This window comes from Actinomadura violacea (assembly GCF_017573465.1).
GTDB lineage: Bacteria > Actinomycetota > Actinomycetes > Streptosporangiales > Streptosporangiaceae > Spirillospora > Spirillospora violacea.
Window position 1 is genome coordinate 220,751 of sequence record NZ_JAGEPF010000005.1, and the last position, 13,868, is coordinate 234,618.

Consider the following 13,868-nt stretch of genomic DNA (forward strand, 5'->3'; position numbering starts at 1 on the left):
CCCTCACATGTGCGGGACGTTCTCGGGGATCTCGTAGAACGTCGGGTGCCGGTAGACCTTGTCGCCGCTGGGCGAGAACAGCGGGTCCTTCTCGTCGGGGCTGGACGCGGTGATCGCGTCGGCCCGCACGACCCAGATGCTCACGCCCTCGTTGCGCCGCGTGTAGACGTCGCGGGCGTGCCGCAGCGCCATCACGTCGTCGGGGGCGTGCAGCGAGCCGACGTGCACGTGGTTGAGGCCGCGCTTGCCGCGGACGAACACCTCGTACAGCGGCCATTCGCGCCGGTCGCCGCTCATCGTGCCTCCTCCCGCGCCCGCGCGGCGGACCGCTCCGCGAACGCCGTCGCGGCCTCGCGCACCCAGGCGCCGTCGTCGTGGGCGGCGCGGCGGTGCGCCATCCGCTGCTCGTTGCACGGCCCGTTCCCGCGGATCACCTCGGCGAGCTCCGTCCAGTCCGGCTCGCCGAAGTCGTAGTGGCCGCGCTCCTCGTTCCAGCGCAGGTCCGGGTCGGGGAGCGTCACGCCGAGGGCGTCGGCCTGCGGGACCGTCATGTCGACGAACTTCTGCCGCAGCTCGTCGTTGGAGTTGCGCTTGACGCCCCACGCCATCGACCGGGCGCTGTTCGGCGACTCGGCGTCCGGCGGGCCGAACATCATCAGCGACGGCCACCAGAACCGGTCGACCGACTCCTGCACCATCGCGCGCTGCCCGTCCGTGCCGCGCGTCATCGTCATGAGCAGCTCGTAGCCCTGCCGCTGGTGGAAGGACTCCTCCTTGCAGATGCGGATCATCGCGCGGCCGTAGGGCCCGTAGGAGGTGCGGCACAGCGGCACCTGGTTGCAGATCGCGGCGCCGTCGACGAGCCAGCCGATCGTGCCGACGTCGGCGTAGGACAGCGTCGGGTAGTTGAAGATCGAGGAGTACTTCTGCCGGCCGCTGAGCAGCATCTCCGTCAGCTCGGCCCGGGAGACGCCGAGGGTCTCGCACGCCGAGTACAGGTACAGCCCGTGGCCGGCCTCGTCCTGCACCTTGGCCAGCAGGATCGCCTTGCGGCGCAGGGACGGCGCGCGGCCGATCCAGTTGCCCTCCGGCTGCATCCCGATGATCTCCGAGTGCGCGTGCTGGGCGATCTGGCGGACGAGGGTGCGGCGGTAGCCGTCCGGCATCCAGTCGCGGGGCTCGATGCGGTCGCCCCGCGCGATGGTCGCGTCGAACCGCTCCTGCGCCGCGTCCGGCGGCGCGGGGTCCGCGGGGGTCGTCGTCATGTCCCCTCCTCACCGGTCGAACGAATTACTTATCGTTCGGTCAGTAATACGGTCGCACGCGGCGGCGCCTCCGCGCAACAGTCGGGGACGAAACGGCCGGGACCGCCGCCGGAGCGGTCCGGGGCCGCGGGCTACGGTGAGGTCAGCCGGACCCGACCGGCCGCATCCACCGTGGAGGACCGCCATGCACCGCCTCACCGTCCAGTACTTCGCCCCCGCCGACCCGGCCGCGTTCGACGAGCGCTACCGCAGCACGCACGTCCCGCTGGTGCACGCGCTGCCCGGGCTGAAGTCCTTCACCCTGACGCACCCCCGGGCGCTCGGCACCGACGCCCCCTACCTGGTCGCGGACCTGTGGTTCGAGGACGGCGACGCCCTCAACGCGGCGCTGGGCAGCCCGCAGATGGCCGCGGCGGCCGAGGACGCGGCGAAGTACGACGTCGCCTCCACGACGATGTTCTCCGGCGAGGTCCACGAGACGCTGGGCTGACCGGAACGCTCCGGAGCACGCCGGAGCACGCCGGAGCACGCCGGAGCACGCCGGAGCATGCAAGGGCCGCCGCCCCCTCGTCCCGGACGAGGCGGGCGGCGGCCGCGTCTCACCCGCCCGGAGGCGTCCCCCAGGCTGCGCCGCGGCCGCGGGCCTCGTCGAACACCAGCCAGGTGCGGGTGGCGCGGACGCCGGGGATGTCCTGGATGCGCTCCAGCACGACATGCCGGAGCGCCGCGTTGTCGGGCGCCCTGACCAGGGCGAGCACGTCGAAGTCGCCGCCCAGCATCGCGAAGTGCTCGACGTAGGCGATCTCCTTGAGCCCGGCCGACACGGCCCGCCAGGAGTTCTGCTCGATGGTGATCGAGACGTACGCGCTGGTGCCGAGGCCCGCCCGGTGCGGCGCCAGCTCCGCGGTGAACCCGGTGATCACGCCGTCGTCCATCAGCCGGGTGAGCCGGGCGTAGGCGTTGGCGCGCGACACGTGCACGTTCTCGGCGAGGGCGCGCACCGAGATCCGGCCGTCGCGCAGCAGCTCGGCGATGATCGCGCGGTCGACCGCGTCGAGCCGTCCGGCAGAACGTCCCGGCCAGGCGCCGTCCGCGGCGTCTTCGATCGACATTCGGCCCTCCATTCGCCCATTTCGTAGCCACTTGTCGCTCATTATCCGCCATGTCTTGAACGGATGGTCGCCGGAGCGGACGCTGTGGACGACAAGCGTCCAGAGAGAGCGAGGCGCGCCATGCCGGTGCGGAAGCCCACGACCGTACGGGAGCCAGTGCGGAAGACGGCCCGGAAGACGGTGCGGGAGGCGGCTCGGAAGACGGCGCCGGCGACCGGGCGCGACCGGAACCCGGCGGTCGACGAGCTCCTCCCGTCCGCCGTCCCGGTCCGCTTCGTCGCCGAGGACGGCACCGCCGTCGAGCCCCCCGCGGGCCGGACGGCGCCCGCCGACGGCGAGCTGCTGGACGCCTACCGCCGGATGGTCCTCGGCCGCCGCTTCGACCGGCAGGCGACCGCGCTGACCCGGCAGGGCCGGCTCGCGGTGTACCCGTCGAGCCGCGGCCAGGAGGCGTGCCAGATCGGCGGCGTCCTCGCGCTCCGCGACGCCGACTGGCTGTTCCCCACCTACCGCGACTCGGTGGCGCTGGTCGCGCGCGGCCTCGATCCCGCCGAGGTGCTGACGCTGCTGCAGGGCGGCTGGCACTGCGGGTACGACCCCGCCGCGGTGCGCGTCGCGCCGCAGTGCACCCCGCTCGCCACGCAGACGCTCCACGCGGTCGGGATGGCGGAGGCCCTGCGGCGCAAGGGCGAGGACGGCGTCGTGATGGCCTTCGTCGGGGACGGCGGCACCAGCGAGGGCGACTTCCACGAGGCGCTCAACTACGCGGCGGTCCGGAAGGCGCCCGTGGTGTTCTTCGTGCAGAACAACCGGTACGCGATCTCGGTGCCGCTGGCCAAGCAGACCGCCGCGCCCGCACTCGCCTACAAGGGCGTCGGCTACGGCGTCCGCTCCGAGCAGGTGGACGGCAACGACCTCGTCGCGGTGCTGTCCGTCCTGGCCTCGGCAGTGGAGTACGCGCGTTCGGGCGGCGGACCGTCGCTGGTGGAGGCGCACACCTACCGGATGGACGCGCACACCAACGCCGACGACGCCACCCGCTACCGGGAGGACGGCGAGGTCGAGCGGTGGGAGGCGGCCGATCCCCTCGCGCGTCTGGAGACCTACCTGCGCGGCCGGGGCGTGCTGGACGACGCGGAGGTCGCGGCGGCGCACGAGGCCGCCGAGGCGTTCGCCGCCGGGGTCCGCGACGCGCTGAACGCCGACCCCGAGCATGCGCCCGGACCGATGGACCTGTTCGAGCACGTCTTCGCCGAGCCCACGCCGCAGCTGCGCGAGCAGCGCGACCTGCTGGCGTCCGAACTCGCCGCCGAGGAGGACTGAGATGACCGCGACGACGACCGCCGGGACGGCGGAGACGACCATGGCGCGGGCGCTCAACGCCGCGCTGCGGGACGCGCTGCGCGAGGACGAGCGGGTCCTGGTGTTCGGCGAGGACGTCGGCCCGCTGGGCGGCGTCTTCCGCATCACCGACGGGCTGACCGCCGAGTTCGGCGAGGACCGGTGCTTCGACACCCCGCTCGCCGAGGCGGGCATCGTCGGGCTCGCGGTCGGCATGGCGATGGGCGGGTTCCGCCCCGTCGTGGAGATGCAGTTCGACGCGTTCGCCTACCCGGCGTTCGAGCAGATCGCCTCGCACGTGGCGAAGATGCGCAACCGCACCCGCGGCGCGCTGCCGATGCCGATGGTGATCCGCATCCCGTTCGCGGGCGGCGTCGGCGGCGTCGAGCACCACTGCGACTCCAGCGAGGCGTACTACGCGCACACCCCCGGCCTGAAGGTGGTCACCCCCGCCACGCCGGACGACGCGTACTGGCTGCTGCGCGACGCCGTCAACGACCCCGACCCGGTGGTGTTCATGGAGCCCAAGCGGCTGTACTGGGCCGCGGGCGAGGTCTCGCCGGCGGACCGGCGGCCCACCGGGATCGGGCGGGCGGCGGTGCGCCGCACCGGGACGGACGCGACGCTCGTCGCCTACGGGCCGAGCGTCTCCGTCGCCCTGGAGGCGGCCGAGGCGGCGGCCCAGGACGGCCGTTCCCTGGAGGTCGTGGACCTCCGGTCGATCGTCCCGTTCGACGACGAGACCGTCGCGGCGTCGGTCCGCAAGACGGGCCGGTGCGTGGTGGTCCAGGAGGCGCAGGGGTTCGCGGGCGTCGGCGCGGAGATCGCGGCGCGCGTCCAGGAGCGCTGCTTCCACTCGCTGGCCGCGCCGGTGCTGCGGGTGAGCGGGTTCGACATCCCCTACCCGCCGCCGAAGCTGGAGCGCTCGCACCTGCCGGACGCCGACCGCGTCCTCGACGCCGTCGACCGGCTCCAGTTCGACGACGAGCCGGACGTCCTGCACCTGGCGCGGGAGGCATCGTGACGACCGCGCTCGCGGTGCGGGTGTTCCGCCTGCCCGACCTCGGCGAGGGCCTGACCGAGGCCGAGGTCCTGGAATGGAAGGTCGCGGTCGGCGACGCCGTCGAGGTCGACCAGGTCGTGGTGGAGGTCGAGACCGCCAAGGCCGCCGTCGAGGTGCCGGTCCCGTTCGCCGGGACGGTGCTGAAGCTGCACGCCGGGCCGGGGACGGTGCTCGGCGTCGGCGAACCGCTCATCGAGGTCGGCCCCGCCGGCGCGGAGCAGGAGGCGGAGGTTCCCGAGCAGGCCGCCGCGGCGCGGTACCGCGAGGAGGAGCAAGCGGGATCGGGCAATGTCCTGATCGGCTACGGGACGGGCGGCGCGTCGGGCGCGCGCAGGCGGCGGCGCGGCCGGGCCCGGCCCGCCGGGGAGACGCCCGCGGCGGCTCACCCGCTGCGCGCGCCACGCGTGATCTCGCCGCTCGTGCGCAGGATCGCCCGCGAGCACGGCGTGGACATCGGCGCCGTCACTCCGACCGGACCGCGCGGCGTGATCCTGCGCCGCGACGTCGAGCAGGCCATCGCCGCCGCCGCGCCCCCGCAGGCCGCGTCCCCGCAGCCCGCACCCGAGACGGCGGCGCCCAGAGAGCCGGCCGGGCTCGCGGACGAGCGCATCCCGCTGCGCGGCCTGCGCCGGGCGGTCGCCGACAAGCTCACCCGCAGCCGCACGGAGATCCCCGATGCCACCACCTGGGTGGACGTCGACGCCACCGGGCTGCTCGCGGTGAAGGACGCGCTGCGCCGCACCCGCCCGGACCTCGGCATCGGGCTGCTGGCGCTGCTCGCCCGCATCTGCGTGTCCGGGCTGCGCCGGTTCCCGGAGCTGAACTCCTCGGTCGACACCGGCCGCGCCGAGATCGTCCGGCACGGGCGGATCAACCTCGGCTTCGCCGCGCAGACCGACCGGGGGCTCGTCGTCCCGGTCGTGCGGGACGCGCACCTGATGACGACGGAGGAGCTCGCCGCGGAGCTGGCCCGGCTCACCGGCCTCGCCCGGGAAGGGAAGCTGCCGCCCGAGGTGCTGACCGGCGGCACGTTCACGCTCAACAACTACGGGGTGTTCGGCGTCGACGGCTCCACGCCCATCATCAACCATCCGGAGGCGGCGCTGCTCGGCGTCGGTCGCGTCGTCGACCGGCCGTGGGTGCACGACGGAGCGGTCGTGCCGCGCAAGATCACGCAGCTGTCGCTCACGTTCGACCACCGGGTCTGCGACGGCGGCGCGGCCGGCGGGTTCCTGCGCTACGTGGCCGACTGCGTGGAGGATCCCGCCGTGCTGATCGCGTACGGCTGAGCCGCGGCCGGCGGGGTCAGCGGCCGGGCCGGTAGGGCCCGAGCGCCTCGGCGGGACGGCCGTGGATCTCCGCGGCGACGAGCTCGGCGAGGTGCGGGCCGAGCGTGATGCCGCTGTGCGTCACGACGGTGTAGAGGCCGGGGATCTGCGGGCCGACGAGCGGGTAGCCGTCGGCCGGCAGCGGCCGCACGCAGCGCCGCACCTCGGCGACCTGCGCGGTCAGGCCGGGGATGAGCGCGCGGGCGCGGGCGAGGAGTTCGGTTCCCACGGCCTCGATCCGCTCCGCCGTGACCGAGTCGTCGACGCCCGCGTCGATGTCGTCGGCCTCCAGGACGAGCCCGCCGTTCTCCGCCGGACGAACCGACAGTTCGGGGCTGTGCACCAGCCCGTTCAGGGCGCCAGGCGCGGACGTCGTCCGGGCGACGAGGCACGGCGCCGCCGAGCCGGGCGCGGACGGGTCGACCAGCGGCAGCGTGATCCCGGCGGTGGCCAGCAGCGCGGGGGCGTGCGGGCCGGCGGCGCAGATCACGAGGTCGGCGTCCAGGTCCCGGCCGTCGTCGAGGCGTGCCCCGGTGGCGCGTCCGCCGTCGACGTTCAGGGCGACCGCGCGGTGCCCGGTGAGGATGCGGGCGCCCGACTCCTGCGCCCGCAGAGCGAGCGCCTGCGCGGCCATGCCGCCGTGCACGTAACCCTCGTCGGGATAGTGCGCGATCAGCGCGTCGTCCGGGACGCGGACGGCCGGTTCCAGCTCGCGCAGCTGATCCGGGCCGATCAGGCGGGCGGCGTAGCCGAGGCGGTCCAGTCCATCGACCCGCGCCGCCAGCCGCGCCTTCTCGTCCGCCGTCACCGCCCACGCGGTGTTGCCCGCGAGCCGGTACCAGGACGGCCCGCCGAACCCGGCGGCGAGGTCGCGCCAGGTCCGCAGCGCCGCCGTCCGGAACCGGTGGTAGACCGGGTCGGCGGGGTCGTTGGCGTTGAGCCACGCGTAGCTGGTCCCGGACGTCCCGGCGCCGGGCCGCCGCTCCTCGACGACCGTCACCTCGTCGCCGCGCCCGGCCCGCCCGGCCCGCCCGCCGGGCGGGCGAGCCGGTCGGCCAGCGCGGCCCCGATGATCCCCGCGCCGATGACGAGTATCCGCATCAGCCCAGCGTGACACCCCGCGCGTCAGGCGCCAAGCGGGGCGTCAGCGCAGCGCGGGGGCCAGGCGGCGCCATTCCTCGCGTGGGAACGCGTTGCCGTCCGCCGTGAGCACCTGCACGCAGACGTGGTCGGCGCCGGCCGCGCGGTGCTCGTCCACCCGCCGCCGGATCGCCTCCTCGTCGCCCCAGGCGATCAGGGCGTCGAACAGCCGGTCGCTCACCGCGTCGACGTCCTCCTGAGTGAACCCGAGCCGCAGCAGGTTGCCCGCGTAGTTCGGCAGGCCGAGGTAGGAGCGCAGCCAGTCCGCCCCGATCTCGCGCGCCTGCTCGCGCGTCGAGCACAGGACGACCGTCTGCTCCGGTACCACGAGCGGCCCGTCGCCGACGGCCTCGCGGGCGAGCCGGGTGTGCTCGGGCGGGACGAGGTAGGGGTGCACGCCGCGGGCCCGCTTCGCCGCCGTCTCCAGCATCTTCGGGCCGAGCGCGGCGAGCACCCGGCTCCCCTGCGGGACGGGCCGCGCCGCCGCGTCGAGGCCGTCGAGGAACTCCGACATCGCCGCGAGCGGCCTGCGGTACCGGCCGGGCTCCGCGGCGTCGACCAGCGGCGCGTGGCTCACCCCGATGCCCATCAGGAAACGGTCGCCGTGCGCGTCGGTCAGCGCGGCGAACGACGCGGCGGCGTCCTCGGGCGCGTGCATCCACAGGTTCAGGATGCCGGTCGCGACGACCGCGTCCCGGGTCGCGCCGAGCAGGTTCCCGACCGCGTCGAACACCGGTCCCCCGATGTCGGGCACCCACATCGCGCGGTACCCCAGTTCCTCCAGCTCCGCGGCGGCCTCCGCCGCCTCCGCAGCGTCCCCGTAACGCAGCTGCTGGCTCCATACACCGATACCGGACAGCTCCACGGCGCCCCCTCCGGGTCATGCCGGACGGGGGCGGGCGGGCCGCCCGCCGTCCGGCCGGTCGTCCTCGATCTCGGGCAAGAGCGTATCGGTGCCGCGGCGGCGGGGGCCTGCGTGCGGCCGGATCCGCTCCGGCGCCGTGCCCGCCCCATGACGATGATCAGGCGGTGCACGGCGTTTGACGTGGGCTTTCTCCGGCTACTGCCCGGTGTAGGCACGGCAGCGGGAGGGGGGCCGGATGACGGCGGTCGAGGAGGCAGCCGACACCAGCGCCGAGGAGGCGCTGGAACGGCACGGCCTCGGGACGCGGATCGGCAACGTGCTGGCGACGACCGACCACAAGATGGTCGGCTACCTGTACCTGACGACGTCCTTCGCGCTGTTCCTGGTCGCCGGGCTGATGGCCATGCTGATGCGCGCCGAGCTGATGCGGCCGGGCCTGCAGGTGATGGACGAGCTGCAGTACAACCAGCTGTTCACCATGCACGGCACGATCATGCTGCTGCTGTTCGCGACGCCGCTGTTCCTCGGCTTCGCCAACGTGATCATGCCGCTGCAGATCGGCGCCCCGGACGTGGCGTTCCCGCGGCTGAACGCGCTGACCTACTACCTGTTCCTGTTCGGCGCGATCATCGTGGTGGCGGGGTTCCTGATGCCGGGCGGCGCGGCCGACTACGGCTGGTTCGCCTACTCGCCGCTGACCTCGTCGACCTTCTCGCCCGGCCTGGGCAAGGACATGTGGGTCATGGGCCTGATCGTGTCGGGGGTCGGGACGACGCTGACCGGCGTCAACCTGATCACCACCATCATCACGATGCGGGCGCCCGGCATGCTGATGTTCCGGATGCCGATCTTCACCTGGAACGTGCTGCTGACCAGCCTGATGGTCATCATCGCGTTCCCGGTGCTGGCGTCGGCGCTGTTCGCGCTGGAGGCCGACCGCAAGTTCGGCGCGCACGTCTACGACGGCGCGTCCGGGGGCGCGCTGCTGTGGCAGCACCTGTTCTGGTTCTTCGGCCATCCGGAGGTCTACATCGTGGCGCTGCCGTTCTTCGGCATCGTCACCGAGATCATCCCGGTGTTCGCGCGCAAGCCCATCTTCGGCTACCTCGGCATGGTCGCCGCCACCATCAGCATCACCGGTCTGTCGATGACCGTCTGGGCGCACCACATGTTCGCGACCGGGCAGGTGCTGCTGCCGTTCTTCTCGATCACCTCGTTCATGATCGCGGTGCCGACCGGCATCAAGTTCTTCAACTGGGTCGGCACGATGTGGAAGGGCGAGATCTCCCTGGAGACCCCGATGCTGTGGGCGATCGGGTTCCTGGTGACGTTCCTGTTCGGCGGCCTCACCGGGGTGATCCTGGCGTCGCCGGCCATGGACTTCCACCTCACCGACTCGTTCTTCGTCGTGGCCCACATGCACTACGTGCTGTTCGGCACGGTGGTGTTCGCGATGTTCGGCGGCTTCTACTTCTGGTGGCCGAAGATGACCGGGAAGAAGCTCGACGAGACCTGGGGAAAGATCCACTTCTGGTCGCTGTTCGCCGGGTTCCACACGACCTTCCTCGTCCAGCACTGGCTCGGCGCCGAAGGCATGCCGCGCCGCATCGCGGACTACCCCAAGGAGTTCGCGACGCTGAACCTCGTGTCGTCGATCGGCGCGTTCGTCCTCGGCGCGTCCACCTTCGCGTTCCTGTGGAACATCTACCGGACGCACAAGCGCGGCGTGCCCGTCGGCGTGGACGACCCGTGGGGCTACGGCGGCTCGCTGGAGTGGGCGACCTCGTGCCCGCCGCCGCGGCACAACTTCGAGGCGATGCCGCGGATCCGCTCGATGCGCCCGGCGTTCGACCTGCACTATCCGCCGCTGGAGCCGCCGGAGGAGGCGGAGATCGCCACGCCTACGCCGCCCGGCCTGTCCTCGTAGCGGCCGGCGGCTGCGGTTCGGCGGCGGTTCCGGTTCCGAGGGAGGACGTGTGTGCGGCGGTGAGGTCGGCAGCCTGCTTCGGCTCTTCCTGCTGCTGCTCATCCACCAGCGGCCCGGCCACGGCTACGACCTCATCGAGCGGCTCGCGGGCACGGGCGTGATGGACGCCGAGCCCGGGCACGTGTACCGGGTGCTGCGCGGCCTCGAACGCGAGCGGCTGCTGACCTCGCGGCTCGTCCCGTCCGGGTCGGGACCCGCCCGGCGGCACTACGAGCTCACCGCGGAGGGGCTGGACGACCTGGACGCGCGGATGGCCGGTCTGGCCCGCCTCGAAGGCGTGCTCGGCGCGTTCCTGGCCTCATGGCGGGAAACGTCCGGGCTACGGAGATGACGCGCACGCCGGCGGGGGCGGTCCGTGCCCGCCCCCGCCGGCAGCGGTCACATCCGCTCGATCTTGATGTAGCGGACCGCGGCCGGAAACTCCTTCCAGAACAGCGCGGCGAGCCCGGCGGCGGCCACGCACGCCGCCGCGATCGCCGCCGTCCGCCGTCCGCCCGCTCTCTTGCACGTCCGTGACCGGTTCCCCATGGTCGCGCTCCCCTCTCGGTGTCAGCCGGGCGGCAGGTTCGGCATGATCGGCAGGATCGGGTTCCGCCGCTTCGGCCGGATCCCGGTCGAGCGCCGCGCGTCGGCGGTGCCGTCCAGGTGGTGCCCCGCCTCGTGCCGGTAGGCGCCCGTCTTGTTGCCCTGGTGCACGCCCTTGGTGTGCGAGGGCAGGTCGAGCCGGACGTCCGGCTTCCCCACGCGGATCTCGGCCATCACCCTTCCCCCTTCCGGTTCTGCTGCGCCGCCCGGTCCCCGCCGGCGCGGCGCTCGGCCAGGCCGGCGAAGAACGCTTCGATCTCGGCCTGTACGCGGTCTCCCCCCGACAGCCCGGTCCACGCGCGGCGGACGGCGCCGACCAGCCGGAAGCAGTCGTCGACCGGCACCAGCCACTGCTCGGCGGCGCCCTTGGCGGTGTTGACGAGGAGCGCCTCGGTGGCGGGCCGGATCGACGCCAGTTCGGCGCAGCCCGCGGTGGCGGCGGCCCAGGCGTCCTGGTCCACGGACCAGGCGGTGGCGCCGGCGGGGCTCGGGTAGCGGGCCGTCACGGCGCCGTCCGGCTCCACGACGAAGAACGCCAGGCCGACGGGGACGCCGAGGTCGGCGGCCCGGACGCCGGTGAGCCGGATCCTGCGGTCGGGGACGAGCCGGTAGCTTCCCTGCCCCGCCGCGCCCTGTTCGAACAGCAGCGCGCAGGCGCGGCAGGCGCAGAGCGGCTTGCCGCTGCGCTCCTCGACGAGGTGGGCGTGGACGTCGCCGACGGGCGCCGCGCACAGCGTGCACGCGTCGGCGGTGTCCCGTCCCCCGGCGGACGCGCGCTCGACGAGGCGAGCGAAGGCGCCGGCGGTCACGGCGCGCCGTCCGCCGCCGGGACCGGCGGCCGCAGCAGCGCGTCCACCGGGACGAACGCGGGCGCGGTCGGCGGCGGTCCGGTGAACTCCACGCGCGACGCCTCGGGCGCCACGGCGAGGACCGCCTCCCGCACGGCCTCCTCGGTCCCTCCGGCGCCGCAGCCGCAGCCGCCCGCCGTCCGGATCCGTACCGTGCCGCCGTCGAGGCCGGCGAGTTCGGCGGTGACGCCCTGCCGCCGCAGGCCCTCCAGCGCCCGGGCGACGCGGCGCTCGACCGGTTCGGGATGCACGTCGTGCAGGACGAGCAGGTGCCCAAGCAGCTCGTCGCCGAGCAGCGCCTCGACGGTCCGCGGCTCCCCCGCGACGCGGTCCATGACGCGCGCCAGCGCCTCCCCGTACACCTCGGCGAGGGTCGTGACGGCGGCCATGGCGGTCTCGGCGGTCGCGCCGGGCGTGCGCTCCAGCCCGGCGAGCGTCTCGTCGAGCCGGGCGAGCCGCTCGGCGACCTCCGCGCCGCCGAGCCGGTGCGGCCCGCGCGGCGCGGCGCCCGCGGCCCCGGGGTCAGGCATTGTTCTGGCCGAACATCGGCGAGTGGACCTTCTGCAGCGTCCGGCCCTTGCCCAGGTACATGTGCACGCCGCACGGCAGGCACGGGTCGAAGCTGCGCACGGCGCGCATGATGTCGATGCCGCGGAAGTCGTCCGGGCCGTTCTCCTCGAAGATCGGCATGTCCTGGACGGCGTCCTCGTACGGGCCGGGCGTGCCGTAGATGTCGCGCGGGCTGCCGTTCCACGGCGTCGGCGGGTACGGGTGGTAGTTCGCGATCTTCTTGTCCTTGATGACGAGGTGGTGGGACAGCACGCCGCGCACCGCCTCGTGGAAGCCGCAGCCGATCCCCTCGTCGGGCACCTCGAAGTCCTCGAAGATCTTGGTCTCGCCTGCGTGCACGAGGCCGAGGCCCTGCTCGACGAAGTGCAGCGCCATCGCCGCCGCGTACGCGACGAAGTACACCCGGGCCCGGTCGCGCTCGATCGCGTTGGACCACTGCGGGATGCGCCATTCGAGGGTCGTCTCGGGCAGCTTCTCGCCCTTCGGCAGCGAGATCCGCACGCTCGACCCGGTCGCCTTCACGTACGGGGTGTCGACCAGGTTCGCCAGCGCGGTCGTGTAGAGCCGCGCGAACGGCCCGCCGCCGGTGTCCAGCGCCAGGTGCTCGCCCGTCTGCGGGTGCTTCCAGCGCGGGCTCATCACCCAGCTGTACTTGTCGCCGAAATCGCGTTTCTGCGGGACGGGAAGCGTCGTCTGGTTCCACGGATGGCGCATGTCGACCGGGTTGCCGAGCGGGTCGCGGGTGACGAACGGATCCTCGTTCACCCAGTCGTCATAGAAGGAACTGCCGAGGAGAATGCGGATGCCGAGGTTGATGTCGACCAGGTTCGTGGTGACGAGCTCCCCGTCGACGACGACGCCCGGCGTGACGTGCATCGCCTTTCCCCACCGGTCCATCGTCTCGTACCGGTAGTCGACCACGTCGGGATCCTGGAAGGCGCCCCAGCAGCCCAGCAGAATGCGGCGCCGCCCGACCTCCTCATATCCGGGGAGCGCCTCATAGAAGAAGTCGAAGACGTCGTCGTTCATCGCCACGGACTTCTTGATGAAGTCGATGACGCGCATCAGCCGGGACAGGTAGTCGGTGAACAGCGTCGGGGTCGGCATCGTCCCGACGCCGCCCGGATAGACCGTCGACGGGTGGACGTGCCGCCCCTCCATCAGGCAGAACATCTCCCGGGTGATCCGGCTGACCTGCAGCGCCTCCTTGTAGACCTCGCCCTCGAACGGGTTGAAGGCCGCCATGATCTCGGCGATCGTCCGGTACCCGTGGACGGCCGCGTTCGGCGCCTCGGCGGTCTTCGCCTTCTTCAGCACGCTCGGGTTGGTGTCCTTGACCATCGCCTCGCAGAAGTCGACGAAGACGAGGTTGTCCTGGAAGATCGTGTGGTCGAACATGTACTCGGCGGCCTCGCCGAGATTGATGATCCATTCGGCCAGCGGCGGGTTCTTGATGCCGTAGGCCATGTTCTGCGCGTACACCGAGCAGGTGGTGTGGTTGTCGCCGCAGATGCCGCAGATCCGGCTGGTGATGAACCCGGCGTCGCGCGGGTCCTTGCCCTTCATGAAGACCGAGTAGCCGCGGAACAGCGACGAGGTGCTGTGGCATTCGGCGACCCGCCGGTTCGCGAAGTCGATCTTCGTGTAGATGCCGAGGTTGCCGATGATGCGGGTGATCGGGTCCCACGACATCTCGACGAGCTGCTCCGGTTTCCCGAGAGCCTTCTGCTTGGACGTAACGGACGTTGCCATCGAACGGGTCCT

The 13,868-nt window shown here is 72.9% G+C and carries 16 protein-coding genes; 6 read left to right on the top strand and 10 right to left on the bottom strand.

Features of this window, described 5'->3' with window-relative positions; translation table 11 throughout:
• Nucleotides 1-3: 3 nt before the first annotated feature.
• A complete protein-coding gene (gene paaB / locus J4709_RS08795) occupies nt 4-297 on the bottom strand; it encodes a 1,2-phenylacetyl-CoA epoxidase subunit PaaB (RefSeq protein WP_208238957.1) in 294 nt (97 codons plus the stop codon).
• The gene (gene paaA / locus J4709_RS08800) at nt 294-1,265 is read right to left on the bottom strand and encodes a 1,2-phenylacetyl-CoA epoxidase subunit PaaA (protein WP_208238959.1); all 972 of its coding nucleotides are present in this window, start codon (nt 1,263-1,265) and stop codon (nt 294-296) included. Before paaA ends, paaB begins: the two co-directional genes overlap by 4 nt.
• 184 nt (nt 1,266-1,449) lie before the next feature.
• Between paaA and J4709_RS08805 the strand changes: the two genes are divergently transcribed.
• Nucleotides 1,450-1,755, top strand: a complete 306-nt coding sequence (locus tag J4709_RS08805; protein WP_208238961.1) for an EthD family reductase — start codon at nt 1,450-1,452, stop codon at nt 1,753-1,755.
• A gap of 109 nt (nt 1,756-1,864) precedes the next feature.
• Here the strand turns inward: J4709_RS08805 and J4709_RS08810 are convergent, their stop codons facing one another.
• Nucleotides 1,865-2,377, bottom strand: coding sequence for an Lrp/AsnC family transcriptional regulator (locus J4709_RS08810; RefSeq protein WP_208238963.1), 513 nt, complete (start codon nt 2,375-2,377; stop codon nt 1,865-1,867).
• Between the two features lie 156 nt (nt 2,378-2,533).
• Between J4709_RS08810 and pdhA the strand changes: the two genes are divergently transcribed.
• From pdhA to J4709_RS08825, 3 genes are read left to right on the top strand one after another with little or no spacing between them, the layout of a single operon-like run.
• Nucleotides 2,534-3,700: a pyruvate dehydrogenase (acetyl-transferring) E1 component subunit alpha gene (gene pdhA, locus J4709_RS08815; RefSeq protein ID WP_372442051.1), complete on the top strand. Its 1,167-nt coding sequence runs from the start codon at nt 2,534-2,536 to the stop codon at nt 3,698-3,700.
• A gap of 1 nt (nt 3,701) precedes the next feature.
• Nucleotides 3,702-4,742, top strand: coding sequence for an alpha-ketoacid dehydrogenase subunit beta (locus J4709_RS08820; RefSeq protein ID WP_208238966.1), 1,041 nt, complete (start codon nt 3,702-3,704; stop codon nt 4,740-4,742).
• A complete protein-coding gene (locus J4709_RS08825; RefSeq protein WP_307801090.1) occupies nt 4,739-6,070 on the top strand; it encodes a dihydrolipoamide acetyltransferase family protein in 1,332 nt (443 codons plus the stop codon). Before J4709_RS08820 ends, J4709_RS08825 begins: the two co-directional genes overlap by 4 nt.
• Before the next feature lie 16 nt (nt 6,071-6,086).
• Here the strand turns inward: J4709_RS08825 and J4709_RS08830 are convergent, their stop codons facing one another.
• Together J4709_RS08830 and J4709_RS08835 are read right to left on the bottom strand one after the other, a co-directional pair.
• Nucleotides 6,087-7,109 (bottom strand): NAD(P)/FAD-dependent oxidoreductase, encoded by a 1,023-nt coding sequence (locus tag J4709_RS08830; RefSeq protein WP_208238968.1) that lies wholly within the window; start codon nt 7,107-7,109, stop codon nt 6,087-6,089.
• Nucleotides 7,110-7,253: 144 nt separating this feature from the next.
• A complete protein-coding gene (locus J4709_RS08835) occupies nt 7,254-8,114 on the bottom strand; it encodes an LLM class F420-dependent oxidoreductase (protein ID WP_208238970.1) in 861 nt (286 codons plus the stop codon).
• Between the two features lie 235 nt (nt 8,115-8,349).
• Here J4709_RS08835 and ctaD point away from each other — a divergent pair, with 235 nt between their 5' ends.
• Together ctaD and J4709_RS08845 are read left to right on the top strand one after the other, a co-directional pair.
• Nucleotides 8,350-10,041 (top strand): aa3-type cytochrome oxidase subunit I, encoded by a 1,692-nt coding sequence (gene ctaD / locus J4709_RS08840; RefSeq protein WP_208238972.1) that lies wholly within the window; start codon nt 8,350-8,352, stop codon nt 10,039-10,041.
• Between the two features lie 49 nt (nt 10,042-10,090).
• Nucleotides 10,091-10,432 (top strand): PadR family transcriptional regulator, encoded by a 342-nt coding sequence (locus J4709_RS08845; protein ID WP_208238974.1) that lies wholly within the window; start codon nt 10,091-10,093, stop codon nt 10,430-10,432.
• Nucleotides 10,433-10,479: 47 nt separating this feature from the next.
• Here the strand turns inward: J4709_RS08845 and J4709_RS08850 are convergent, their stop codons facing one another.
• Genes J4709_RS08850 through J4709_RS08870 form a run of 5 tightly spaced genes read right to left on the bottom strand, consistent with a single transcriptional unit; the run spans nt 10,480 to nt 13,856 of the window.
• Nucleotides 10,480-10,629: a DUF6893 family small protein gene (locus tag J4709_RS08850; RefSeq protein ID WP_208238975.1), complete on the bottom strand. Its 150-nt coding sequence runs from the start codon at nt 10,627-10,629 to the stop codon at nt 10,480-10,482.
• Nucleotides 10,630-10,650: 21 nt separating this feature from the next.
• Nucleotides 10,651-10,860 carry a hypothetical protein gene (locus tag J4709_RS08855; RefSeq protein ID WP_208238976.1) on the bottom strand — a complete coding sequence of 70 codons (210 nt, stop codon included), beginning with the start codon at nt 10,858-10,860 and terminating at the stop codon, nt 10,651-10,653.
• Nucleotides 10,860-11,495 carry a DUF5947 family protein gene (locus tag J4709_RS08860; RefSeq protein WP_208238977.1) on the bottom strand — a complete coding sequence of 212 codons (636 nt, stop codon included), beginning with the start codon at nt 11,493-11,495 and terminating at the stop codon, nt 10,860-10,862. The genes J4709_RS08855 and J4709_RS08860 overlap by 1 nt, the downstream gene beginning before the upstream one ends.
• On the bottom strand, nt 11,492-12,064 hold the full coding sequence (locus J4709_RS08865; RefSeq protein ID WP_208238978.1) for a NifU-related iron-sulfur-binding protein: 573 nt from the start codon (nt 12,062-12,064) through the stop codon (nt 11,492-11,494). Before J4709_RS08865 ends, J4709_RS08860 begins: the two co-directional genes overlap by 4 nt.
• Nucleotides 12,057-13,856 carry a nickel-dependent hydrogenase large subunit gene (locus J4709_RS08870; protein ID WP_208238979.1) on the bottom strand — a complete coding sequence of 600 codons (1,800 nt, stop codon included), beginning with the start codon at nt 13,854-13,856 and terminating at the stop codon, nt 12,057-12,059. Before J4709_RS08870 ends, J4709_RS08865 begins: the two co-directional genes overlap by 8 nt.
• Between the last annotated feature and the right edge of the window lie 12 nt (nt 13,857-13,868).

What these genes read in the sequence shown, in the direction of transcription:
- paaA (WP_208238959.1), bottom strand. Translation starts at nt 1,265, where the DNA reads ATGACGACGACCCCCGCGGACCCCGCGCCGCCGGACGCGGCGCAGGAG.
- paaB (WP_208238957.1), bottom strand. Translation starts at nt 297, where the DNA reads ATGAGCGGCGACCGGCGCGAATGGCCGCTGTACGAGGTGTTCGTCCGC.
- J4709_RS08820 (WP_208238966.1), top strand. Translation starts at nt 3,702, where the DNA reads ATGACCGCGACGACGACCGCCGGGACGGCGGAGACGACCATGGCGCGG.
- J4709_RS08855 (WP_208238976.1), bottom strand. Translation starts at nt 10,860, where the DNA reads ATGGCCGAGATCCGCGTGGGGAAGCCGGACGTCCGGCTCGACCTGCCC.
- J4709_RS08865 (WP_208238978.1), bottom strand. Translation starts at nt 12,064, where the DNA reads ATGCCTGACCCCGGGGCCGCGGGCGCCGCGCCGCGCGGGCCGCACCGG.
- J4709_RS08810 (WP_208238963.1), bottom strand. Translation starts at nt 2,377, where the DNA reads ATGTCGATCGAAGACGCCGCGGACGGCGCCTGGCCGGGACGTTCTGCC.
- ctaD (WP_208238972.1), top strand. Translation starts at nt 8,350, where the DNA reads ATGACGGCGGTCGAGGAGGCAGCCGACACCAGCGCCGAGGAGGCGCTG.
- J4709_RS08850 (WP_208238975.1), bottom strand. Translation starts at nt 10,629, where the DNA reads ATGGGGAACCGGTCACGGACGTGCAAGAGAGCGGGCGGACGGCGGACG.
- J4709_RS08805 (WP_208238961.1), top strand. Translation starts at nt 1,450, where the DNA reads ATGCACCGCCTCACCGTCCAGTACTTCGCCCCCGCCGACCCGGCCGCG.
- J4709_RS08870 (WP_208238979.1), bottom strand. Translation starts at nt 13,856, where the DNA reads ATGGCAACGTCCGTTACGTCCAAGCAGAAGGCTCTCGGGAAACCGGAG.